The sequence below is a fragment of the Streptomyces sp. NPDC058650 genome (assembly GCF_042717315.1).
GTDB lineage: Bacteria > Actinomycetota > Actinomycetes > Streptomycetales > Streptomycetaceae > Streptomyces.
Window position 1 is genome coordinate 88,144 of the sequence record NZ_JBHXRL010000025.1, and the last position, 21,157, is coordinate 109,300.

Here is a 21,157-nt window from a genome sequence, read left to right on the forward strand (position 1 = left end):
CCCGCGCGGCCGAGCGAATCCGCCGGGTTCAGCGGATTCGCAGGGCTGGACGGGCCGCCAGGGTTCAGCGGGGCGTCAGGATCGGCATCGGCCGGGCCCTCGGCGGCGGGCGGTCCCCTCGGGGCCGCGGCGCCGAGGACCGCCGGGGGCGCCGCGGTGCCGGAGGTTCCGACCGTGCCGCGCCCCCGGCGGGCGTCTCTTTCGGAGAGCCGCCCGCATCCGACCGGCGGCGGTGTCGTTGGCACGTACGTGCACCCATACGACCCTTTCCTCCAGCCGTATCCGAGCCAGATCCCCTCCATGCGCCCGGCGCAGGACGTCACGGCGGGCCAGTCGGCCACGCCGATCTACGACGCCCTGTTCTCGGAGTACCGCCGGTCGTTCCGCACACTGCCGGGTGATCGCAGCGGCGAGGAGGAGGTGACGTTCCGGGCCTTCGGCACGACCACGAGCACGGGCCTGTACGGCAACGGCCAGGGATACGGCACCGGTCACCGGTACGCCTCCGCGCATCCGCCGATGTGGACGGCGCAGCACCACACCCCGGCGGCGCTCCCGCCGGGACCCCGCCGGGGCTTCTGAGTCCGGCGGACACCACAGCGGACCCGTCCGCGACACGGCAGAGGGCCGGGGCTTGTCGCCCCGGCCCTCTGCCGTGTCCGTCACACCACGCTGCCGACTACTTCTTCCGGCCGCGCTTCTCGCGCACGCGCACCGAGATGTGGATCGGGGTGCCCTCGAAGCCGAACTCCTCGCGCAGACGGCGCTCGATGAAGCGCCGGTAGCCGGCCTCCAGGAAGCCCGAGGCGAAGAGGACGAACCGCGGCGGCTTGGTGCCCGCCTGCGTACCGAAGAGGATGCGGGGCTGCTTGCCGCCGCGGATCGGGTGCGGGTTGGCCGCGACGATCTCGCCGAGGAAGGCGTTCAGCCGGCCGGTGGGGACGCGGGTCTCCCAGCCGGCGAGGGCGGTCTCGATGGCCGGGACCAGCTTCTCCATGTGGCGGCCGGTCTTGGCGGAGACGTTGACCCGGGGCGCCCAGACGACCTGCTGCATCTCGGTCTCGATCTCGCCCTCGAGGTAGTAGCGGCGCTCCTCGTCGAGCTCGTCCCACTTGTTGTAGGCGATGACGATGGCGCGGCCCGACTCGACCGCCATCGTGATGATGCGCTGGTCCTGGACCGAGATCTTGTCGGTGGTGTCGATGAGGATGACGGCCACCTCCGCCTTCTCGATGGCGGCCGCGGTTCGCAGGGAGGCGTAGTAGTCCGCGCCCGACTGGAGATGGACCTTCTTGCGGATGCCGGCGGTGTCGACGAACTTCCACGTCACGCCGCCGAGTTCGATGAGCTCGTCGACCGGGTCGCGGGTGGTGCCGGCCAGCTCGTTGACGACGACCCGGTCCTCGTTCGCGACCTTGTTGAGCAGGGAGGACTTGCCGACGTTCGGGCGGCCGATGAGGGCGATGCGGCGCGGGCCGCCGACGGCGTTGCCGAAGCGCTGCTCGGGGGCCTCGGGCAGCTTCTTCAGGACCTCGTCGAGGAGGTCGCCGGTACCGCGGCCGTGCAGCGACGAGACGGGGAACGGCTCGCCGAGGCCCAGGGACCAGAGCATGGTGGCGTCGGCCTCGCCGGACTGTCCGTCGACCTTGTTGGCGGCGAGGACGACCGGCTTCCCGGCGCGGCGGAGCAGCCTGACGACGGCCTCGTCGGTGTCGGTGGCGCCGACGGTGGCGTCCACGACGAAGAGACAGGCGTCGGCGGCCTCGATGGCGAACTCGGCCTGGGCGGCGACGGAGGCGTCGATGCCCAGGACATCCTGCTCCCAGCCGCCGGTGTCGACGACCTTGAAGCGGCGCCCGGCCCATTCGGCCTCGTAGGTGACGCGGTCGCGGGTGACGCCCGGCTTGTCCTCGACGACGGCCTCGCGGCGGCCGATGATGCGGTTCACCAGGGTCGACTTGCCGACGTTCGGACGGCCGACGACGGCGAGGACGGGGAGGGGGCCGTGCCCGGCCTCCTCGATCGCGCCCTCGATCTCTTCGGCGGCGAAGCCTTCTTCCGAGGCGAGCTCCATGAACTCCGCGTACTCGGCGTCGCCAAGTGCCCCGTGGTCGTGCTGGTCGTTCATGAAGTCCGTTCCTTGATCATTCGTGGTCGGTGGGTCCCCATGCCGCGGGGCCCACTACTGAAAGTCTCGCTCAGCACCCGGTGAGGCGCCTGGCGTTTTCCAGGTGAGCGGTGAGCTGTCCCTGGATCCGTACGGTGGCCTCGTCGAGCGCCTTGCGGGTGCGTCGCCCTGATCCGTCGCCCGCCTCGAAGGCGTCGCCGAAGACGACGTCGACGCGGCCGCGCAGCGGAGGCAGTGCCTTGACCAACCGTCCGCGGCGCGCCGGTTCTTCCCGACCGTCCCGCCCGGTGGTCCCCAGCACCGCGACCGGGACGATCGGAGCGCCGCTGCGGACGGCGAAGTAGGCGAGGCCGGCGCGCAGCGAGGCGAAGTCGCCCTCGCCCCGGGTGCCCTCGGGGAAGATCCCGAGGACGCCGCCCTGCTCCAGGACGCCCAGGGCGTTGCCTATCGCGTTCCGGTCGGTGCTGTCGCGGTCGACCTTGACCTGCCCGATGCCCTTCAGGAAGGGCCCGAGGGGCCCGACGAAGGCTTCCTTCTTGATGAGGAAGTGCACCGGGCGCGGTGCGGTGCCCATGAGCATGGGACCGTCGATGATGTGCGCGTGGTTGACGGCGAGGATGACGGGGCCGGAGGCCGGCACCCGCCAGGCGCCGAGGACGCGCGGCTTCCAGAAGCCGTACATCAGGCCGATGCCGATGCGTCGGCCGACGACGGCGCCCTTCGCTGAGGGCAGGGTCACTTGGCGCCCGCCCTCTTCTCCTCCACCAGGGTGACGACGCACTCGATGACCTGGTCCAGGGTGAGGTCGGTGGTGTCGACCTCGACGGCGTCGTCGGCCTTCGCGAGCGGGGAGGTCTTGCGGCCGGAGTCGGCCGCGTCCCGCTTGATCAGGGCTTCCTTCGTCGCCTGTACGTCGGCGCCCTTGAGCTCGCCGGAGCGGCGGGCGGCACGGGCCTCGGGCGAGGCGGTGAGGAAGATCTTCAGGTCGGCGTCCGGCAGGACGGTGGTGCCGATGTCCCGGCCCTCGACGACGATGCCGTGCTCGGCGCCCTTCGCGATGGACCGCTGGAGGTCGGTGATGAGCGCCCGCACCTCGGGGACGGCGCTGACGGCGCTGACCTTGGAGGTGACCTCTTCGGTCCGGATGGGACCGGCGGCGTCGACACCGTCCACCGTGATGGTGGGGCGGCCCGGGTCGGTGCCGGAGATGATGTCCGGCTTGGCGGCGGCGTTGGCGACGGCGTCGGCGTCGGTCACGTCGACGCCGTTGCTGATCATCCACCAGGTGATCGCCCGGTACTGGGCGCCGGTGTCGAGGTAGCTCAGCCCCAGCTTGGCGGCGACCGCCTTCGAGGTGCTCGACTTGCCCGTGCCGGACGGCCCGTCGATGGCGACGATCACGGATTCCACGGTGGGAACACCTTCCTGGGGGAGCGGTAGGGCCTCGGCGGAGATGCAAGGGGCCCCCACAAGGTTACCGAGTCCCACGCACCCGTTCGGCCCAGCCCACGTCGGAGCCCCTGCGGGGCGGTGCCGGAGGCCTGCGGGAGGGGCTCCCGGCGAGCTCTCCCGTACCGTCGGCGGCCCGTACCGGCAGCCCGTCCGCGTGGCTGCCGGCTCCGTCGGCGTGGCTGGCCGGCCCCGTCCGCGCGCTGCCCGGCCCCGTCCGCGCGCCGTCAGGGCGTCCGCAGCGCCCAGCCGCGTTCCTGGAGGGCCGCGCTCAGGGCCGGGGCGGCCGCGGGGTCGACCATGAGCTGGACCAGGCCCGCCTGCTGGCCGGTGGCGTGCTCGATGCGGACGTCCTCGATGTTGACGCCCGCACGGCCCGCGTCGGCGAAGATCCGGGCCAGCTCGCCCGGCTGGTCGCTGATGAGGATGGCGACGGTCTCGTAGACCGTGGGGGCGGCGCCGTGCTTGCCGGGGACGCGGGCGCGGCCGGCGTTCCCGCGCCGCAGGACGTCCTCGATGCCGGAGGCGCCGTCCCGGCGCTTGTCCTCGTCGACGGACAGGAGGGAGCGCAGCGCGCGGACCGTCTCGGCGAGGTCGTCGGCGACGCCCGAGAGGACGTCGGCGACGGGGCCCGGGTTGGCGGAGAGGATGTCGACCCACATGCGCGGGTCGGAGGCGGCGATCCGGGTGACGTCACGGATGCCCTGCCCACAGAGGCGTACGGCCGACTCGTCGGCCTCCTCCAGGCGCGCGGCGACCATCGACGACACCAGCTGCGGGGTGTGGGAGACCAGGGCGACGGCCCGGTCGTGGGCGTCGGCGTCCATGACGACGGGCACGGCCCGGCAGAGGGCGACGAGCTCCAGGGCGAGGTTCAGGACCTCGGTGTCGGTGTCACGGGTCGGGGTGAGGACCCAGGGCCGTCCCTCGAAGAGGTCCGCGGTCGCCGCGAGCGGGCCCGAGCGCTCCTTGCCGGCCATCGGGTGCGAACCGATGTACGTGGTGAGGTCGAGGCCCAGCGCCTCCAGCTCCCGCTTCGGCCCGCCCTTGACGCTCGCCACGTCCAGGTAGCCGCGGGCGAGGCCTGCGGACATCGCCTCGGCGAGGGTCGAGGCGACGTGCGCCGGGGGCACGGCGACGATCGCGAGGTCCACGCGGCCCTCGGGTGCCTCGTCGGTGCCCGCGCCGAGCGCGGCGGCCGTCTGGGCCCGTGCCGGGTCGTGGTCGCGGAGGTGGACCGTGACACCGCGGCCCGCCAGGGCGATCGCCGCGGAGGTGCCGATCAGGCCGGTGCCGATGACGAGCGCTGTTCTCACTGGGCGATGTCCTTGCGCAGGGCGGCCGCGGCGCCGAGGTAGACGTGCGCGATCCGGGACTTGGGCAGATCGGTCTCGACGTGGGCGAGGAGCCGGACGACCCTCGGCATCGCGCCCTCGATGTCGAGCTCCTGGGCGCAGATCAGGGGTACGTCGACGATGCCGATCCGGCGGGCCGCGGCGGCGGGGAAGTCGCTGTGCAGGTCCGGCGTGGCCGTGAACCAGATGCTGATGAGGTCGTCGGCGGTGAGTTCGTTGCGCGTGAGGACGGCGGTGAGCAGCTCCTCGACCTGCTCGCGCATGTGTCCGGCCTCGTCCCGCTCCAGCTGGACGGCGCCTCGGACCGCTCGTACCGCCACGTCGTACTCCTTCGCCTGCGTCGAGTGCTCCGTTCAGCCTAGTCAGCGGTGGAAGGACGCGTCGCGGCGCCCGCCTTCCGAGACGGAGGGCGGGCGCCGGCGAGATCCTCTAGAGCTGCTGCCGGCGGATGAGGTCCTCCAGGGAGCCCTGGGGCACCGCGCCGTCCGGGGTCAGCCTGTCGACGGCCTGCGGCAGGGACTGGGCGATCTGGTCGGCGGCCTCCCGCGGGCTGACGCCGGCGTCCTGGGCGACCTTCTGGAGGGTGTCGTCCGGGAGGGCTTCGGCGATCTCGGCGCCGCTGACGGGCTTGTTCTCGCCGGTGCCGACCCAGGACTGGGCCTGGTCGACGAGACCGGACCTGGTCAGCATGTCGAGGAGTCCGCCGAGCGGGTTCGCGGCGTCGGCGCCACCGGCGCCCTTGCCGCCCGCGAGGGCGCCGAGCAGGGAGCCGAGGATGCCGCCGGCACCGCCGGCGCCGCCGCTACCGCCCTGGCCGCCGCCTCCGCTTCCGCCGTCGAGGAGGCTTCCGAGGAGACTGCCGAGGTCGTTTCCCGCCATCGCTCTGCCTTTCGTCCGGTACGAATCACGGACAATCTCACCCATATCACCTCATTCCGCCACTCGGTGTACACACCCCGGACGCGGTAGAACAGTCGGCATGCTGCTGCACGTCGTACCGCAGGCCGACTGGGCCGCCGACCCCGCCGACCCGACCGCCCCCTACGCCCCGCCGTCGCTGGCCGCCGAGGGCTTCGTCCACTGCTCGGCCGACGAGCCCTCGGCCCTCGCGATCGCCGACGGCCCCTACCGGTCCGCAGCCGGCCCGCTCCTGGTCCTCGTGATCGACGAGTCCCGGCTGAGCGGCGAGGTCCGCTGGGAGGGCGCGGAGGGCCGGCTCTTCCCGCACGTCTACGGAGCGATCGAGCGGTCCGCGGTGACGGCGGTCCTGGAGGTCCGCCGGGACGCGGGCGGCCGTGCGAGGGAGCTGACGCCCCGCCCGTAGGCGTGTTGCGGGTCCCTGGGCCGGGGCACCGCCAAGCTGGCGCCATGACTTCACGCGCCACGCACCGCCGTACCGTCCTGTTCGCCGCCGCGGCCCTGACGACGGGCTGCGGCTCGGACGGCGAGGGCGACGGCGGTACGACCACCAGCGCCCCGGCCACGCCGAGCGCCCCCGCGGCATCCGCCACTCCTGAGACGCCCGCCACATCGGCCACGTCGCCCACCTCCCCCACGACGACGGCAGCTCCCCCGCTGGCGACGACCTCCGAGATCCCGGTCGGCGGCGGCACGGTCTTCACCGAGGCGAAGGTGGTCGTCACGCAGCCGACCGCAGGCGAGTTCAAGGCCTTCTCCGCGGTCTGCACCCACCAGGGCTGTCTGGTGAACAAGGTCGCGGACGGCACCATCGACTGTCCCTGCCACGGCTCCAAGTACCGCATCGCCGACGGCTCGGTGGCGGCGGGACCGGCTCCCCGTCCCCTCCCGGCCGAGCAGATCAATGTCTCGGGGGATTCGATCACCCTCGCGTAGCCTGACCGGCATGACCCCGGACGAGCTGGTGCGCGACCACACGATCTACTCCTGTGTGATGGGCTCGCACGCCTTCGGTCTGGCGACCGAGGGCAGCGACACCGACGTGCGGGGCGTCTATCTCGCCCCGACGCCGCTCTTCTGGCGGTTCGACAAGCCCCCGGCCCATGTGGAGGGCCCGGGCGAGGACCAGTTCAGCTGGGAGCTGGAGCGCTTCTGCGAGCTGGCCCTGCGCAACAACCCGAACGCCCTGGAGTGCCTGCACTCCCCCGTCGTCGAGCACGTCGACGACACGGGCCGCGAACTCCTCTCCCTGCGCGGGGCCTTCCTCTCCCGGCAGGCCCACCAGACCTTCGTCCGCTACGCCGGCGGCCAGCGCCGCAAGCTGGACGCGGACGTCCGCCAGTACGGGCAGCCGCGCTGGAAGCACGCGATGCACCTGCTGCGGCTGCTGACGAGCTGCCGCGACCTGCTGCGCACGGGCGAGCTCCGCGTCGACGTCGGCGAGGAGCGCGACCGCTTCCTCGCGGTCAAGCGGGGCGAGGTGCCGTGGCAGGAGGTCGAGTCCTGGATGAACCGCCTCCAGGACGAGGCGGACCGCGCCCACGACACGAGCCCGCTCCCCGCCGCCCCGGACCACACCCGCGTCCAGGACTTCCTGATCCGCGCCCGCCGCGCGTCGCTCTGACGCCCCGGCGCCCCGGCCGGACGTCCTCCGGCAGCTCGCGGCGCCCCGGTCAGGCGTCCCAGAGCGCCCCGAACGTCAGCAGTTCGCTCCGGTACTCGACGCGCTCGGCCCACTCCTTCGGCCAGGCGTCCGCGCCCAGATGGGCGCCGGCGAAGGCGCCCGCGAGGGCGGCGATCGAGTCGGAGTCGCCCCGGGTGCAGGCCGCCCTGCGCAGGGCGGTGAGGGGCTCACCGGGGAAGAGGAGGAAGCAGAGCAGGCCGGTCGCGAAGGCCTCCTCGGCGATCCAGCCGTCACCGGTGTACTCGCAGGGGTCGAGCTCCGGGTCAGCCGTGCGCTGGACGGCGTCCAGGCGCTCCAGGACGGCCAGGCACTCGTCCCAGCCGCGCTCGACGAAGTGCCGGGCGGAGGGGTCCTGGGAGCGGGTCCAGAGGTCGCCGAGCCAGTGCTCGTGGTAGCGGGAGCGGTTCTCGTACGCGTACGAGCGCAGCTGTCCGACGAGCCCGGCCGGGTCCACGCCCTGGGCGAGGAGGTACACGGCGCGGGCGGTGAGGTCGGAGGCGGCGAGCGCGGTGGGGTGGCCGTGGGTGAGGGCTGCCTGGAGCTGGGCGGCGCCCGCGCGCTGCTCCTCGCTCAGCCCGGGGACGAGGCCGATCGGCGCGACCCGCATGTTGGCGCCGCAGCCCTTGGAGCCGATCTGGCTGGCGTCCTGCCACGGCCGGTCGCCGTCGAGGAGCAGGCAGGCGCGCAGGCAGGTGTTGCCGGGGGCCCGGTTGTTCTCCGGGGAGTGGTACCAGTCGACGAACTCGTCCCGGACCGGCCGGGCGAGGCGCTCCGGGGCGAGCGCGCCCCGGTCCATCGCCGTGCGGATGCCCCGGGCGAAGGCGAGGGTCATCTGGGTGTCGTCGGTGACGTACGCCGTCCCGCGCGCGAGCGGGAGGTCCGTCTCCCGCCAGGGGCCGAAGGCGGCGAGGATCGCCGGCACGTCCTTGAACTCGGTCGGGAAGCCCAGCGCGTCGCCGAGCGCGAGGCCGACGAGGGATCCGGTCGCGGCCCGCTTCACCGCGGTACGGGTCGGGGGCAGGGTCATGAGGGTCGTCCTTCCGGTCGCAGGAGCGGCGGGTGGAGGGCCGTGGCCTCGCCCGCCCGGTAGAGAGCGGCCGGTTTCCCCCGTCCGCCGGTGCGGCGCGGCGGCCCTTCCACGGCCCGGACGAAGCCGGGTGTGGTGAGGACCTTGCGCCGGAAGTTGGGGCGGTCGAGTTCGACGCCCCAGACCGTCTCGTACACCTGCCGGAGCTCGCCGAGGGTGAACTCGGGCGGGCAGAAGGCGGTGGCGAGGCACGTGTACTCGAGCTTGGCGCCGACGCGTTCGCGGGCGTCGGCGAGGATCCGGTCGTGATCGAAGGCCAGCGGCCCGTACGAGCCGTAGGGCAGCCACCGCGCCTCGGCCGCGTCGCCGCCGCCGCGCGGCTCGGGCAGGCCGGGGACGAGCGCGGTGAAGGCGACGGAGACGACCCGCATCCGGGGGTCCCGGTCGGGGTCGCTGTAGGTGCGGAGCTGTTCGAGGTGGAGTCCCGCGACGGTGGCCCCGGGCAGCCCGGTCTCCTCGGCGAGCTCGCGGCGGGCGGCCGTGTCGGCGGACTCGCGGGGCAGGACGAAGCCGCCGGGCAGCGCCCACTCCCCCGCGTACGGCTCCTGGCCCCGCTGGACGAGGAGGACGTGCAGGCGTTCCTCGCGGACGGTGAGGACGGCGAGGTCGGCGGTGACGGCGAAGGGCTCGAAGGCGTACTTGTCGTAGCCGTCCGCCGCGGGCGGGGCGGTGTTCATCGGCGCTCCGGCAAGGGGTCGGCGAGGTGGCTGCCCTCGGCGAGGAGCGCGTCGACGGCGGCGACGGCCGCCGCGAGCCGCTCCTCGTGCGGGCCGCTGAGGACGGCCGTCCGGCGGCCGGTGCGGGTGAGCTGGGTGAGGAAGCGTGCGGTCATCCAGGGCCGCAGGTGCTCCCCGTCGCGCAGCGCCGTACCCTCTGTGCCCTCGGCGTTCGCGCTGTTCTCGGTGTTCTCGGTGTTCTCGGTGTTCTCGGTGTTCTGGCATGCGACGCCACGGTGATCGGTGAGCAGCCAGAGGTGCCGGCGGCCGTGGGCGGCGACCTCCCCGGTCTCGGCGCTCACGGTGCCCGTGTACCGCTCGTGCCAGATGGTCGCGGCGAAGGCGTCGGTGTCGCAGAAGAGCACGGGCGAGCCGTCCCGGGCCGCCTCCTCCTCCAGTTCGGCCTGCCGCCGCGCGATGACGGGGAAGTCGGAGGAGCGGACGGTGACGTCGGCCCAGGTGGCGCCGGGGCGTTCGGCCCGGAGTTCGGCGAGCTTGAGCTCGCGGTACTCGCGCCCGTACTCCGGTACGCACCGGGTGCGGGCCCAGACGCCGCCGCGCCGCCGGTAGTGGTCGGCGAGGGCGAGGGCCATGGTGGTGGTGCCGGTGGACTCGGCGCCGAGGACGACGACGCGCCGGGTGAGCGCGGCACGTACCGGCGGCTCCAGGTAGTCCCAGGAGCCGGCGAGGTCGGCGCGGACGGCGGCGCCGGAGACGGGGAAGCGGGTGCGGTCGGGGTCGACGGTGACGGACTCCGCGCCGAGGCGGCGGCCGAGCTCGTCCCCGTACGACTCCCCGTACGGCTCCGCGACGAAGACGGCGTCGACACGCTCGGGCACGGCGGCCCGCAGGCTGACGGGGCTGTCGTCGACGGCTCCGACGACGAGGGCCTCGGGGTGGATCTCGCGCATCAAGGCGACGCGGTCGGCCAGGGGCAGGCTCTCGGTCGAGAAGCCGCAGACGAGCACGGTGAGACGCTCGCACCGCTCGCGCGCGGTGCGGACGAGGTGGTGGTGGCCGGCGTGCGGCGGAGAGAAGCCGCCGACGACGAGGCCGTGGCCGTAGTGGTGCACGTCGCCTCCCTCCTTAAGAGTCACTCTGACTATAAATGGAGACGCGCCCCGGCCACAAGCATGAGAAGGCACGGAAAAGGCCCGTGACCGACCTGCGGTCACGGGCCTCTCGCGGAGAGGGGGTGGGAACTACATCCCGACTTCCTTCATCAGCATGCCGACCTCGGTGTTGGTCAGACGGCGCAGCCAGCCCGACTTCTGGTCACCCAGCGAGATCGGGCCGAAGGCCGTACGGACCAGCTTGTCGACCGGGAAGCCGGCCTCGGCCAGCATCCGGCGCACGATGTGCTTGCGGCCCTCGTGCAGCGTGACCTCGACCAGGTAGTTCTTGCCGGTCTGCTCGACGACGCGGAAGTGGTCGGCGCGGGCGTACCCGTCCTCCAGCTCGATGCCGTCCTTGAGCATCCGGCCGACCTCGCGGGGCAGCGGGCCGGTGATGGCGGCGAGGTAGGTCTTCTTCACGCCGTACTTGGGGTGCGTGAGGCGGTGGGCCAGCTCACCGTGGTTGGTGAGCAGGATGATGCCCTCGGTCTCCGTGTCGAGCCGGCCGACGTGGAAGAGCCGGGTCTCACGGTTGTTGACGTAGTCGCCGAGGCACTGGCGGCCTTCCGGGTCCTCCATGGTCGAGACGACGCCGGAGGGCTTGTTCAGCGCGAAGAAGAGGTAGGACTGGGTGGCGACGGTCAGGCCGTCCACCTTGATCTCGTCCTTCTCCGGGTCGACGCGCTTGCCCTGCTCGATGACGATCTCGCCGTTGACCTCGACGCGGGACTGCTCGATGAGCTCCTCGCAGGCACGCCGCGAGCCCACGCCGGCGCGGGCGAGGACCTTCTGCAGACGCTCGCCCTCCTGCTCGGCGCCGGGGAAGGTCTTGGGGGTCTTGATCTCCGGCTTGCCGGCGTACCGCTCCCGGTTGCGCTCCTCCGTACGGGCGTCGTACTCGCGCGAGCGGGACGGCTCGGTACGGCCGCCACCGCGCTGCGGGGACTGCCGGGGGCCGCCCTTGGCGCCACCGCGCGCGGAGGCGCCGCGGCCGCTCTTGGGGCCGCCGGCGGAGCCGCCGAGGCCGGGGACGTCGTACTGGCGCTCTTCGGGGCGCGGGTTGCGCGGCCTGGCGCTGCCGCCACCCTGCCTGTCGTCGCGGCCGCCGCCGGCGCCGCGGTAGCCACCGCCACCGCCACCGCTGCCGCCGCGGCCACCGCCACCGCCGCTGCTGCCACCACGACCGGCGCCGCCGCCGCTGCTGCCGCCGCGGTAGCCACCGCCACCGCTGCTGCTGCCGCCGCGGCCACCGCCGCTGCCGCCGCGGCCGCCGCTGTTGCCACCACGGCTCCCGCCGTTGTTTCCGCTGCTGTTCCTGCCGCTGCTGCTTCGCATCAAATTTCCGTCTTGTCGTCTACGTCTGCGTCCGGATCGAACGACGGGACGCCTTCCAGGGAGTCCGGCTCGACCGCCTCCGCCTCGGGGAGGAAAGGCGCGAGCTCGGGGAGTTCGTCCAGGCCGCGCAGGCCCATCCGCTCCAGGAAATAGTTCGTCGTCCTGTACAGGATCGCACCTGTTTCGGGTTCCGCGCCCGCCTCCTCCACCAGACCCCGCTGGAGAAGGGTCCTCATGACCCCGTCGCAGTTGACCCCGCGGACCGCGGAGACCCGGGAACGGCTGACCGGCTGGCGGTACGCGACGACCGCGAGGGTCTCCAGGGCCGCCTGGGTGAGCCGGGCCTGCTGCCCGTCGAGCACGAAGGCCTCGACGGCCGCGGCGTGGGCGGCTCGCGTGTAGTAGCGCCAGCCGCCGGCCACCCGCCGCAGCTCGAAGCCGCGGCCCTGGGCGGTGTACTCGTCGGCCAGCTCGTGCAGGGCGTCGGCCACCTCGCGCGGGGTGCGGTCCAGGACCTTGGCGAGGTGCTGCTCGGTGGCGGGCTCGTCGACGACCATCAGGACGGCTTCGAGGGAGGGCTTGAGGTCGCTCATGCGGCGGTCTCCTGGTCGAACTCGTCGGTCACGGCCCCGGACGGATCCGCCTCCCCGCCGGTCCAGGAGACCGTGAGGTCCCCCAGGGCGGTCTCCTGGTCGAGGGCGACGGCCTTCTCCCGGTAGAGCTCCAGGAGGGCGAGGAAGCGGGCGACGACGGTGAGGGTGTCGTCTCCGACGTCCTCGATCAGCTCCCGGAAGAGGGCCGTCCCTCGCTCGCGCAGCAGCGCGACGACCACGGCGGCCTGCTCGCGGACGCTGACGAGCGGGGCGTGGATGTGGTCGACGTAGACCTGGGGCTCGGGCTTGGGCTGCATGGCCTTGACGGCCAGCCTGGCGAAGCCCTCGGCCCCGATGGAGATGACGACCTCGGGGAGCAGCTCGGCGTGGTGCGGTTCGAGTCCGACGGTACGGGGGTGGCGGCGGCCCTCGGCCTCCCAGCGGTCCCGGAAGATCTCCGCGATCCGTTTGTACGCGCGGTACTGGAGGAGGCGGGCGAAGAGCAGGTCGCGGGCTTCCAGGAGGGCGAGGTCGGCCTCGTCCTCCACCTCGGCGGCGGGGAGCAGCCGGGCGGCCTTGAGGTCGAGCAGCGTGGCGGCGACGACGAGGAACTCGGTGGTCTGGTCGAGGTCGCCGTCGGGGCCCAGGGCGCGCAGGTGCGCCATGAACTCGTCGGTGACCTGGGAGAGGGCGACCTCGGTGACGTCGAGCTTGTGCTTGGTGATCAGCTGGAGGAGCAGATCGAAGGGCCCCTCGAAGTTCGCGAGCCGCACCGTGAACCGCCCGTCGCCGGGCTCGGCGTCCATCGGAGGAGCGGCGAGAGCGGTGGGAGCTGCGGGAGCTGCGGGAGCTGCGGGAGCTGCGGCTACGGGCTCCCCCACCGGAGGCCCCTCCGGCGCCGTCTCGCCCGGGCCGCGGCCCAGGGGGCGGCGGCCCGGCGGGCGGGACGATTCGTCAGAGACGTGGTGCATGGGGATCCAGGAGGTACGGAGAGCTCGGCAGCCCGCAGGCTACCGTCAGCGGCCGCGCAGGCGGCGTACGAGGATGCTCGCGTCGCCGCGGGACTCCAGGTCCGCCAGGACCACGGCGACCGCCTCCCGGACGATCCGGCCCCGGTCGACGGCGAGACCGTGTTCGCCCCTGAGGACGAGCCGGGCGTGCTCCAGGTCCATGAGCTCCTCGGCGGAGACGTAGACCGTGATCTTCTCGTCGTGGCGCTCACGGCCGCTGGGCCGCCGGTTCGGGGCACGGCCGCCGCGCCGCCGGGCCGCCGGGGCCGGCACCGCCGCGTTCACCGGCTTCGGGGCGGCGCTCTCCGGCTCCGCCGTCCGGGCGCGCGGTTCGGCCGCCTCGGAGCCCGCCGCCGTGTGTTCCGCGGAGCCCTCGGCCGCCGCCGTGTCGCTCTCACCCGCCGGAGCCGGGACGGCCCGGCGGGGTGAGGACGACTGGAGCGCCGTCCCCCCGGTCGTACGGAAGAGTTCGTCGGCGCCGGGCAGACTCACTCGGCGTGACACCGGGCGAGCACCTCCCTGGCGAGCTGGCGGTAGGCGGCGGCACCCACGGAGTTCGAGGCGTACGTGGTGATGGGCTCGCCGGCGACCGTGGTCTCCGGGAAGCGCACCGTCCGCCCGATGACCGTGTGGTACACGTGGTCGTCGAAGGCCTCGACGACGCGCGCGAGCACCTCACGGCTGTGCACGGTCCGCGAGTCGTACATCGTGGCGAGGATGCCGTCGAGCTCCAGGTCGGGGTTGAGCCGCTCCTGGACCTTCTCGATCGTCTCGGTGAGCAGCGCCACTCCGCGCAGGGCGAAGAACTCGCATTCCAGCGGCACGATGACCTTGTGAGCCGCCGTCAGGGCGTTCACGGTCAGCAGGCCGAGCGAGGGCTGACAGTCGATCACGATGTAGTCGTAGTCGTTCATCAGCGGCTTCAGGGCGCGCTGGAGCGTGGACTCGCGCGCGACCTCGCTGACCAACTGGACTTCGGCGGCCGAGAGGTCGATGTTGCTCGGCAGCAGGTCCATGTTGGGAACGGCGGTCTTGAGGAGCACCTCGTCCGCCGACATGCCCCGCTCCATGAGCAGGTTGTAGACGGTGAGGTCGAGCTCCATCGGGTTCACGCCGAGGCCGACCGACAGGGCTCCCTGTGGGTCGAAGTCGACGAGCAGCACCCGTCGTCCGTACTCGGCGAGCGCGGCACCCAGGTTGATGGTCGACGTGGTCTTGCCGACGCCGCCCTTCTGGTTGCACATCGCGATGATCTTCGCGGGTCCGTGGTCGGTCAGGGGACCCGGGATCGGGAAGTACGGCAGCGGCCGTCCGGTGGGGCCGATCCGCTCGCGACGCTGGCGGGCAGCGTCGGGTGCGAGGGTGGCCGCGTACTCCGGGTCGGGCTCATACTCGGCGTCGGGGTCGTAGAAGTGCCCCTCGGGCACCTCGTCAAAGGCGGCGAAGTGGGTGGACTCTCGGCCCATCTCGTTGCCGGCCGTGGCGTTCACGTGTAGGCCGTCCATCGTCTTCATCGTGTGGGCTGTCGTCATGGGCTGGTGCGTCGCGAAGGTCCGCACCGCGACGGAGCCGATCGGGGCACCTGGCGCACCGCTCCCGGGAGTAATTGTCGACTCATTCACAAGTCGTCTTACCTCCTTGGATGTCACCAGGAACATTTATCGATAGGTCAGCGTGGCACCATGCCGACGGTTGGCGACTCTATGGCGTGTCACCGCTCCGCAGCAACACAATCCGCCGTTCCCGGCCGGATGTGTCGGCAACCGAACACGTCTCTGTCAAGGGTGCGCAGGCATGCATCCACACGTTTCAGGGGTGCGCGAAACGGTTAAAGGGTTACGTTCGAGGCGAGTTGCGCGGGCCCCGGACGGGGCCGGACGCACAGCCGGCCGGACCTTGTCGAACAAGGTCCGGCCGGGTGTGTGGCATTGACGGCACCGGTTGACGGCGGCGCCTCGAAGGTCAGCCCAGGAGGGTGCTCAGCTCGACGTGGTCGAGGCCGTGCGCCTCGGCGACCTCCTTGTAAACCACCTTGCCGTCATGGGTGTTGAGACCCAGGCCGAGCGCGGAGTCGCGGCGCAGCGCCTCGACCCAGCCGTTGTTCGCCAGCGACACGATGTAGGGCAGCGTGGCGTTGGTGAGCGCGTAGGTGGAGGTGTTCGGGACCGCGCCCGGCATGTTGGCGACGCAGTAGAAGACCGAGTTGTGGACCTGGAAGGTCGGCTCGGCGTGGGTGGTCGCGTGGGAGTCCTCGAAGCAACCGCCCTGGTCGATCGCAATGTCGACAAGGACACTTCCGGGCTTCATCTTGGCGACGAGCTCGTTCGTGACCAGCTTCGGGGCCTTGGCGCCCGGGATGAGGACGGCGCCGATGACGAGGTCGGCCTCGACGACGGCCTTCTCCAGCTCGAAGGCGTTGGAGACGATCGTCTTCACCTTGGTGCCGAAGATCTTGTCGGCCTCACGGAGCTTGTTGATGTCGCGGTCGAGCAGGGTCACGTGGAAGCCCATGCCGACGGCGATCTGCGTGGCGTTCCAGCCGGAGACGCCGCCGCCGATGACGACGCACTCGCCGGCGTGGGTGCCGGGGACGCCGCCGGGGAGGACACCACGGCCGCCGACCGAGCGCATCAGGTGGTAGGCGCCGACCTGCGGGGCGAGGCGGCCCGCGACCTCGGACATCGGGGCGAGCAGCGGCAGGGCGCGGTTCGCGGTCTCGACGGTCTCGTAGGCGATGGCGGTGGTGCCGGACTCCAGCAGCGCGTCCGTGCACTCGCGGGAGGCGGCGAGGTGCAGGTACGTGAAGAGGGTCTGGTCCTTGCGGAGGCGGTGGTACTCCTCCGCGATGGGCTCCTTGACCTTGAGCAGCAGGTCGGTGGTGGCCCAGACCTCGTCGGCGGTGGCGAGGATCTCGGCGCCGGCGGCGACGTACTCCTCGTCCGTGATCGAGGAGCCGACACCGGCGTTCTGCTCGATGAAGACCTGGTGGCCGTTACGGACGAGCTCGTGGACACCGGCAGGGGTGATGGCCACGCGGAACTCGTTGTTCTTGACCTCGCGGGGGATGCCGACCTTCATCGTCGATCACGGTCCTTGAATCTGAGGGGGGACAACTGGGGTACTGCGATATATACCCGGATGCACTGCGGCGCACCGGGGCAGACCACGTTCGAACGCGGCGGACCCAGTCTAATGAAGGAGTTCCCGGTGTCTAGCCTTTCAAAGTACTAATCTTTCTCGAACCCACTGCGGATTTCGTAGGCTGTGGCTTCCGTTTCCAGCAATCGCTCGGCTGCGGCCCTGTGCAGCCTGGCGGCGGCCGGGTCGCCGAGCCGGTCGAGGGTGTCGGCGAGCCGCAGCTGGAGCGCCGCCTGGAGCCGGGTGTCCTGCGCCCGCCGGGCCCACTCCACCGCCTCCTCGCAGGTCCGCAGCGACTCCTCGGGGCGTCCCGCGTACTCCTGGACCCGGGCCGCCTCGCTCAACGCCCGCGCGTGGCCGGGGAGATCGGCGAGCCTGCGGTAGCCGGCCGCGGCGGCCCGCCAGTGCCGCAGCGCCTCGCCGTACCGCCCCGCGTAGGTCTGCACGGCGCCGAGGCGGCCGTACAGCCGGGCCTGGTCGGGGCGCTCGTCCCGGGCGAGGCGCTGGGCGAGCGCCCGCCCGTACCAGTCGCCGGCCCGCTGCCAGTCACCCAGCTCCTGATACGAGCCACCTACGGATTCCATTGCGCGACCGGTGGCATACGGATCATTTGCTGCCCTTCCGGCATCCAAAGCCAACCGATATCGCAGCAGAGCGTCCTTCGTCCGTCCGGTCTTCGCGTCGAGATCGGCCAGGTTCAGCAGGGCGGCCGCCCGCTCTCGGTGCAGTCCGCGCCGCTCGGCCACGTCCAGGACCAGCTGGTGGAGGCCGTACAGCTCGGGCGCCGCCGCCTCGGCGCCCCGGTGCGCGGCCAGCGCCCTGACCAGGGAGGCGATCAGCCGGCGGGCCAGGGTGTCGAGCTCCCCGTCGGCGACGGCGAGGCGGGCGGAGGCGAGCAGGACGGGCTGCCGGGAGCGGAGCCAGTCGGCCCCGGCGTCCCGGTTCGGGAACCGCAGGGCGCGCGGCAGACCGGCCAGTTTCAGCCGGGCGGCCGAGCCCTCGGGTTCGGTGACCGCACGGCACGACTGGAGGAGCCGTACGGTCCGCTCCAGCATCCGGGCCCGGGCGAGCTGCACCTCGGCGGGCCGGTCGCGCTCCTCCAGCTGAGCGCGAAGGAGGGGGACGAGATGGCCGGGGACCTCGTACTGCCCGTCCTGACCACCGGAGACGAGACCCAGGGCGGCGAAGTCGGCGAGGGTGGTGGCCGCCGCGGAGACCGAGCAGCCGGCCAGGGCGGAGGCGGTGTGGGCGTCGGCCCGGCCGAGCGGGGCCAGGGAGAGGAATCGCAGTATCCGGGCGGCGGTCGCGGGCAGCGCCTCGTGGGCGAGCAGGAAGGTCCTGGTGAGCGGGTCCCCGCTCAGCCCGCGCAGCTGCTTCGCGAGGTCGGCGACGGAGGCCTTGGGACGGGCGGCGAGCCAGCCCCCGGCGAGGACGACCGCGCCGGGCATCCCCCCGCACTCCTCGACGAGGCTCTCGGCGGCCTGCGGGTCGACGGTGATGCGGACGGAACCGGTGAAGGCGGTGAGCAGCTCGATGGCCGACTTGGGGTCGAGTCCGCCGAGGGTGCAGGGCCGTACGTCGGGGATGCCGGTGAGCGGCCCGCGCGACACCCCGACGACCAGGGTGTCGGGGTCGTCGGGGATCAGCGGGTCGGCCTGCTCGGCGTCGACGGCGTCGTCGAGGATCAGGACGGCCCGGCGCCCGGCGAGGGCGTGGCGGACCAGCTCGGTCAGCTCGTCCTCGCCGGCGCCGGGCGGCTCGGCCACGCCGAGCGCGGCCAGGAGTTCCTGGGCGACGCGGGCGGTGGGCACGGGGTCGCCGCCCGGCTCGGTGAGCCGGGCGCGGAACACCCCGTCGGGGTAGCGGTCGGCGAGCCCGTCCGCCAGCTCCTCGGCGAGGGCGGTACGCCCGGAGCCGGGCTTGCCGGCGACGAGCAGGACCCGGGCCCGGGGTGCCTTGCGACCCGTGAGGGTGTCGAGGCCGGTCCGCTCGATGTCGGCGCGCAGGGCCTTCAGCTCCCGCTGCCGGCCGAAGAACCGCCGGCCCACGGCCGCCGCCACCGCCTGATCCGTCACGGGCCACGCTCCCGTCCACCTGCGCACGAGCCGATCCCGCGGGGTCTCCGCACGGGTGATTCCGAGCGTAGTTCAGGGCGCGGCACGTACCCGGTGGAGCGCGGCGGGCACATCCCCCGATCGGATCAGCCGATGGTCACACCGCTACGACGCGAACGGGCGGGCCGGCCAGGGCGCCTCCGCCGGGCGCAGCGCCTCGACGCCTTCGCCCGCGCGCGCGGCGGCCAGCGACAGGACACCCACCACCAGGCAGTTGTTGTGCAGCTCGCCCGCGAGGACCCCGCGCACGAGTTCCGCCAGCGGCACCCGCGCGAGCTCCATGTCGGCCTCCTCCTCGGAGACCTCGAAGCGCTCGCCCTCCGCCTCCGCGAGGTCCCGCGCGAGGAAGATCCGTACGGCCTCGTCGCAGCCGCCGGGGGTCGTGTAGACGTCGGTCAGGACCCGCCAGTCCCCGGCCTTGACGTGGGCCTCCTCGTACAGCTCGCGCTGGGCGGCGTGCAGCGGGTTCTCGCCGGGCACGTCGAGCAGCCCCGCGGGGATCTCCCACAGCTTCTGCCGCACCGGATGCCGGTACTGCTTGAGCAGCAGGACCCGGTCCTGCTCGTCCAGGGCCAGGACGGCCACCGAGCCGGGGTGGACCTGGTAGTCGCGGCGGGCGACCGTGCCGTCCGGCATGACCACGTCGTCCGTGCGGACGCTGGTCTTCTTGCCCTGGAAGGGGGTCGTCGTCGCGACGACCCGCCACTCCTCCGGGGTGTCCTGCAACTCCATGTGCTGTCCTCCCACATACGAAAGCCGGGGTACGCGTCCGTGAGGACCCGTACCCCGGCAACGTTAACGCCCGGCGGTTACTTGGCCGGCTTGCCCGTCTTGCGCTCGACCGCAGCCTTGACCAGGCCCGCGAAGAGCGGGTGCGGGCGGGTCGGTCGGGAGCGGAGCTCCGGGTGCGCCTGGGTGGCGACCAGGTAGGGGTGGACCTCGCGCGGGTACTCGACGTACTCCACGAGCTTGTTGTCCGGGGAGGTGCCGGAGAAGACCAGGCCGGCCTTCTTCTCCAGCTCCGCGCGGTAGGCGTTGTTCACCTCGTAGCGGTGGCGGTGGCGCTCGTCCACGTACGGCTGGTCGTCGTAGACCTCGCGGACGATCGAGCCCTCGGCGAGCTTCGCCGGGTAGAGGCCCAGGCGCATCGTTCCGCCCAGGTCGCCGGCGCCCTCGACGTACGCGAGCTGCTCCTCCATCGTGGAGACGACGGGGTGCGCGGTGGCCGGGTCGAACTCGGTGGAGTTGGCGTCCGGGATGTCCGCGAGGTTCCGCGCGGCCTCGATGACGATGCACTGGAGGCCGAGGCAGATGCCGAGCAGCGGCACCTTGTTCTCACGGGCGTACTGGATCGCGCCGATCTTGCCGTTCACACCGCGGTCGCCGAAGCCGCCGGGGATGAGGATCGCGTCGACGTCGCCGAGCTGCTTCGTGGCGCCGGCCGGCGTCTTGCAGTCGTCGGAGGTGACCCACTTGACCTTGACCCGGGCCTTGTTGGCGAAGCCGCCGGCCCGCATGGCCTCGGTGATCGAGAGGTAGGCGTCGGGCAGGTCGATGTACTTGCCGACGAGCGCGACCGTGACCTCGTGGTCGGGGTTGTGCACGCGGTCCAGCAGGTCGTCCCAGGTGGACCAGTCGACGTCGCGGAACGGCAGGTCGAGCTTGCGGACGACGTAGGCGTCCAGGCCCTCGGTGTGCAGGACCTTCGGGATGTCGTAGATCGACTTGGCGTCGATGGCGGCGACGACCGCGGCCTCGTCGACGTCGCACATCAGCGAGATCTTGCGCTTGATGGCGGTCGGGACCTCGCGGTCGGCGCGCAGGACGATCGCGTCCGGCTGGATACCGATGTTGCGCAGGGCGGCGACCGAGTGCTGGGTCGGCTTGGTCTTCAGCTCGCCGGAGGGGCCGATGTAGGGCAGCAGCGAGATGTGCACCACGAAGACGTTGTCGCGGCCGACCTCGTGGCGGACCTGGCGGACGGTCTCCAGGAACGGCAGGGACTCGATGTCGCCGACGGTGCCGCCGACCTCGGTGATGACGACGTCCACGTCGTCCGTCGCCATGCGGCGGATCCGGGACTTGATCTCGTTGGTGATGTGCGGGATGACCTGCACGGTGTCGCCCAGGTACTCGCCGCGCCGCTCCTTGGCGATGACCTGCGAGTAGACCTGGCCGGTGGTGACGTTGGCCGAGCCGTCGAGGTCGACGTCGAGGAAGCGCTCGTAGTGGCCGATGTCCAGGTCGGTCTCGGCGCCGTCGTTGGTGACGAACACCTCGCCGTGCTGGAACGGGTTCATCGTGCCCGGGTCGACGTTCAGGTACGGGTCGAGCTTCTGCATCGTGACCCGCAGGCCGCGGGCCTTGAGGAGCGCACCCAGGCTGGAGGCGGTCAGTCCCTTGCCGAGGGAGGAGGCGACACCCCCGGTGACGAAGATGTGCTTGGTCGTCGTGGTGTTGGGCGGCATCGCCAAGAGGGGGCTCCCGTGGTCGCGTTCTGGAGGTGCGTACCGGC

The 21,157-nt window shown here is 72.4% G+C and carries 22 protein-coding genes; 4 read left to right on the forward strand and 18 right to left on the reverse strand.

From position 1 onward, the window contains the following. The first annotated feature begins 300 nt into the window (after positions 1 to 300). On the forward strand, positions 301 to 582 hold the full coding sequence (locus tag ACFWWU_RS32430; RefSeq protein WP_384151051.1) for a hypothetical protein: 282 nt from the start codon (positions 301 to 303) through the stop codon (positions 580 to 582). Positions 583 to 679: 97 nt separating this feature from the next. On the opposite strand, the gene der is transcribed toward ACFWWU_RS32430, so the two are convergent. The 6 genes from der to ACFWWU_RS32460 all read right to left on the reverse strand — a co-directional run bounded on the left by der (position 680) and on the right by ACFWWU_RS32460 (position 5,811). Continuing rightward, positions 680 to 2,128 carry a ribosome biogenesis GTPase Der gene (der, locus tag ACFWWU_RS32435; RefSeq protein ID WP_384151053.1) on the reverse strand — a complete coding sequence of 483 codons (1,449 nt, stop codon included), beginning with the start codon at positions 2,126 to 2,128 and terminating at the stop codon, positions 680 to 682. Positions 2,129 to 2,198: 70 nt separating this feature from the next. Further along, positions 2,199 to 2,810, reverse strand: a complete 612-nt coding sequence (locus ACFWWU_RS32440) for a lysophospholipid acyltransferase family protein (RefSeq protein ID WP_384151171.1) — start codon at positions 2,808 to 2,810, stop codon at positions 2,199 to 2,201. 53 nt (positions 2,811 to 2,863) lie between these two features. Further along, entirely contained in the window at positions 2,864 to 3,529 is a 666-nt protein-coding gene (cmk, locus tag ACFWWU_RS32445; protein WP_384151174.1) for a (d)CMP kinase, read from the reverse strand. Positions 3,530 to 3,804: 275 nt separating this feature from the next. Then, positions 3,805 to 4,893, reverse strand: a complete 1,089-nt coding sequence (locus ACFWWU_RS32450) for a prephenate dehydrogenase (protein ID WP_384151056.1) — start codon at positions 4,891 to 4,893, stop codon at positions 3,805 to 3,807. After that, entirely contained in the window at positions 4,890 to 5,252 is a 363-nt protein-coding gene (gene aroH, locus ACFWWU_RS32455; RefSeq protein ID WP_384151059.1) for a chorismate mutase, read from the reverse strand. The genes ACFWWU_RS32450 and aroH overlap by 4 nt, the downstream gene beginning before the upstream one ends. Before the next feature lie 109 nt (positions 5,253 to 5,361). After that, positions 5,362 to 5,811 carry a YidB family protein gene (locus tag ACFWWU_RS32460; RefSeq protein ID WP_384151061.1) on the reverse strand — a complete coding sequence of 150 codons (450 nt, stop codon included), beginning with the start codon at positions 5,809 to 5,811 and terminating at the stop codon, positions 5,362 to 5,364. Positions 5,812 to 5,911: 100 nt separating this feature from the next. Between ACFWWU_RS32460 and ACFWWU_RS32465 the strand changes: the two genes are divergently transcribed. Genes ACFWWU_RS32465 through ACFWWU_RS32475 form a run of 3 tightly spaced genes read left to right on the forward strand, consistent with a single transcriptional unit; the run spans position 5,912 to position 7,474 of the window. Further along, positions 5,912 to 6,256 (forward strand): DUF952 domain-containing protein, encoded by a 345-nt coding sequence (locus ACFWWU_RS32465; RefSeq protein ID WP_384151064.1) that lies wholly within the window; start codon positions 5,912 to 5,914, stop codon positions 6,254 to 6,256. Positions 6,257 to 6,300: 44 nt separating this feature from the next. Beyond that, a complete protein-coding gene (locus ACFWWU_RS32470) occupies positions 6,301 to 6,786 on the forward strand; it encodes a Rieske (2Fe-2S) protein (protein WP_384151067.1) in 486 nt (161 codons plus the stop codon). 10 nt (positions 6,787 to 6,796) lie between these two features. Beyond that, complete coding sequence (locus ACFWWU_RS32475; RefSeq protein WP_384151070.1) at positions 6,797 to 7,474, forward strand: DNA polymerase beta superfamily protein; 678 nt, start codon at positions 6,797 to 6,799, stop codon at positions 7,472 to 7,474. Positions 7,475 to 7,523: 49 nt separating this feature from the next. Here the strand turns inward: ACFWWU_RS32475 and ACFWWU_RS32480 are convergent, their stop codons facing one another. From ACFWWU_RS32480 to ACFWWU_RS32535, 12 genes are all read right to left on the reverse strand, one after another. Next, positions 7,524 to 8,561: an ADP-ribosylglycohydrolase family protein gene (locus ACFWWU_RS32480; RefSeq protein ID WP_384151073.1), complete on the reverse strand. Its 1,038-nt coding sequence runs from the start codon at positions 8,559 to 8,561 to the stop codon at positions 7,524 to 7,526. Then, positions 8,558 to 9,298 carry an NUDIX domain-containing protein gene (locus ACFWWU_RS32485; RefSeq protein ID WP_384151076.1) on the reverse strand — a complete coding sequence of 247 codons (741 nt, stop codon included), beginning with the start codon at positions 9,296 to 9,298 and terminating at the stop codon, positions 8,558 to 8,560. The genes ACFWWU_RS32480 and ACFWWU_RS32485 overlap by 4 nt, the downstream gene beginning before the upstream one ends. Continuing rightward, entirely contained in the window at positions 9,295 to 10,410 is a 1,116-nt protein-coding gene (locus ACFWWU_RS32490) for an AAA family ATPase (RefSeq protein ID WP_384151079.1), read from the reverse strand. Before ACFWWU_RS32490 ends, ACFWWU_RS32485 begins: the two co-directional genes overlap by 4 nt. Before the next feature lie 129 nt (positions 10,411 to 10,539). Next, positions 10,540 to 11,787 carry a pseudouridine synthase gene (locus ACFWWU_RS32495; RefSeq protein ID WP_384151082.1) on the reverse strand — a complete coding sequence of 416 codons (1,248 nt, stop codon included), beginning with the start codon at positions 11,785 to 11,787 and terminating at the stop codon, positions 10,540 to 10,542. Beyond that, entirely contained in the window at positions 11,787 to 12,380 is a 594-nt protein-coding gene (scpB, locus tag ACFWWU_RS32500) for an SMC-Scp complex subunit ScpB (RefSeq protein WP_079037675.1), read from the reverse strand. Before scpB ends, ACFWWU_RS32495 begins: the two co-directional genes overlap by 1 nt. Beyond that, positions 12,377 to 13,351: a segregation and condensation protein A gene (locus ACFWWU_RS32505; protein ID WP_384151087.1), complete on the reverse strand. Its 975-nt coding sequence runs from the start codon at positions 13,349 to 13,351 to the stop codon at positions 12,377 to 12,379. Before ACFWWU_RS32505 ends, scpB begins: the two co-directional genes overlap by 4 nt. Before the next feature lie 45 nt (positions 13,352 to 13,396). Continuing rightward, complete coding sequence (locus tag ACFWWU_RS32510; RefSeq protein WP_384151090.1) at positions 13,397 to 13,894, reverse strand: hypothetical protein; 498 nt, start codon at positions 13,892 to 13,894, stop codon at positions 13,397 to 13,399. Beyond that, on the reverse strand, positions 13,879 to 14,904 hold the full coding sequence (locus ACFWWU_RS32515; RefSeq protein WP_037631020.1) for a ParA family protein: 1,026 nt from the start codon (positions 14,902 to 14,904) through the stop codon (positions 13,879 to 13,881). Before ACFWWU_RS32515 ends, ACFWWU_RS32510 begins: the two co-directional genes overlap by 16 nt. A gap of 448 nt (positions 14,905 to 15,352) precedes the next feature. Then, a complete protein-coding gene (gene ald / locus ACFWWU_RS32520; RefSeq protein ID WP_384151093.1) occupies positions 15,353 to 16,468 on the reverse strand; it encodes an alanine dehydrogenase in 1,116 nt (371 codons plus the stop codon). A 149-nt stretch (positions 16,469 to 16,617) separates the two neighbouring features. Continuing rightward, positions 16,618 to 18,603: a tetratricopeptide repeat protein gene (locus ACFWWU_RS32525; RefSeq protein ID WP_384151096.1), complete on the reverse strand. Its 1,986-nt coding sequence runs from the start codon at positions 18,601 to 18,603 to the stop codon at positions 16,618 to 16,620. A gap of 144 nt (positions 18,604 to 18,747) precedes the next feature. Continuing rightward, positions 18,748 to 19,374, reverse strand: coding sequence for an NUDIX domain-containing protein (locus ACFWWU_RS32530; protein WP_384151099.1), 627 nt, complete (start codon positions 19,372 to 19,374; stop codon positions 18,748 to 18,750). 77 nt (positions 19,375 to 19,451) lie between these two features. Beyond that, the gene (locus tag ACFWWU_RS32535; RefSeq protein WP_384151102.1) at positions 19,452 to 21,110 is read right to left on the reverse strand and encodes a CTP synthase; all 1,659 of its coding nucleotides are present in this window, start codon (positions 21,108 to 21,110) and stop codon (positions 19,452 to 19,454) included. Between the last annotated feature and the right edge of the window lie 47 nt (positions 21,111 to 21,157).

Excerpts from the sequence above, each read along its gene's own strand:
- ACFWWU_RS32430 (WP_384151051.1), top strand. The coding sequence starts at position 301 with ATGCGCCCGGCGCAGGACGTCACGGCGGGCCAGTCGGCCACGCCGATC.
- der (WP_384151053.1), bottom strand. The coding sequence starts at position 2,128 with ATGAACGACCAGCACGACCACGGGGCACTTGGCGACGCCGAGTACGCG.
- ACFWWU_RS32440 (WP_384151171.1), bottom strand. The coding sequence starts at position 2,810 with ATGTACGGCTTCTGGAAGCCGCGCGTCCTCGGCGCCTGGCGGGTGCCG.
- ACFWWU_RS32460 (WP_384151061.1), bottom strand. The coding sequence starts at position 5,811 with ATGGCGGGAAACGACCTCGGCAGTCTCCTCGGAAGCCTCCTCGACGGC.
- ACFWWU_RS32465 (WP_384151064.1), top strand. The coding sequence starts at position 5,912 with ATGCTGCTGCACGTCGTACCGCAGGCCGACTGGGCCGCCGACCCCGCC.
- ACFWWU_RS32470 (WP_384151067.1), top strand. The coding sequence starts at position 6,301 with ATGACTTCACGCGCCACGCACCGCCGTACCGTCCTGTTCGCCGCCGCG.
- ACFWWU_RS32475 (WP_384151070.1), top strand. The coding sequence starts at position 6,797 with ATGACCCCGGACGAGCTGGTGCGCGACCACACGATCTACTCCTGTGTG.
- ACFWWU_RS32480 (WP_384151073.1), bottom strand. The coding sequence starts at position 8,561 with ATGACCCTGCCCCCGACCCGTACCGCGGTGAAGCGGGCCGCGACCGGA.
- ACFWWU_RS32485 (WP_384151076.1), bottom strand. The coding sequence starts at position 9,298 with ATGAACACCGCCCCGCCCGCGGCGGACGGCTACGACAAGTACGCCTTC.
- ACFWWU_RS32495 (WP_384151082.1), bottom strand. The coding sequence starts at position 11,787 with ATGCGAAGCAGCAGCGGCAGGAACAGCAGCGGAAACAACGGCGGGAGC.
- scpB (WP_079037675.1), bottom strand. The coding sequence starts at position 12,380 with ATGAGCGACCTCAAGCCCTCCCTCGAAGCCGTCCTGATGGTCGTCGAC.
- ACFWWU_RS32505 (WP_384151087.1), bottom strand. The coding sequence starts at position 13,351 with ATGCACCACGTCTCTGACGAATCGTCCCGCCCGCCGGGCCGCCGCCCC.
- ACFWWU_RS32515 (WP_037631020.1), bottom strand. The coding sequence starts at position 14,904 with ATGAAGACGATGGACGGCCTACACGTGAACGCCACGGCCGGCAACGAG.
- ald (WP_384151093.1), bottom strand. The coding sequence starts at position 16,468 with ATGAAGGTCGGCATCCCCCGCGAGGTCAAGAACAACGAGTTCCGCGTG.
- ACFWWU_RS32530 (WP_384151099.1), bottom strand. The coding sequence starts at position 19,374 with ATGGAGTTGCAGGACACCCCGGAGGAGTGGCGGGTCGTCGCGACGACG.
- ACFWWU_RS32535 (WP_384151102.1), bottom strand. The coding sequence starts at position 21,110 with ATGCCGCCCAACACCACGACGACCAAGCACATCTTCGTCACCGGGGGT.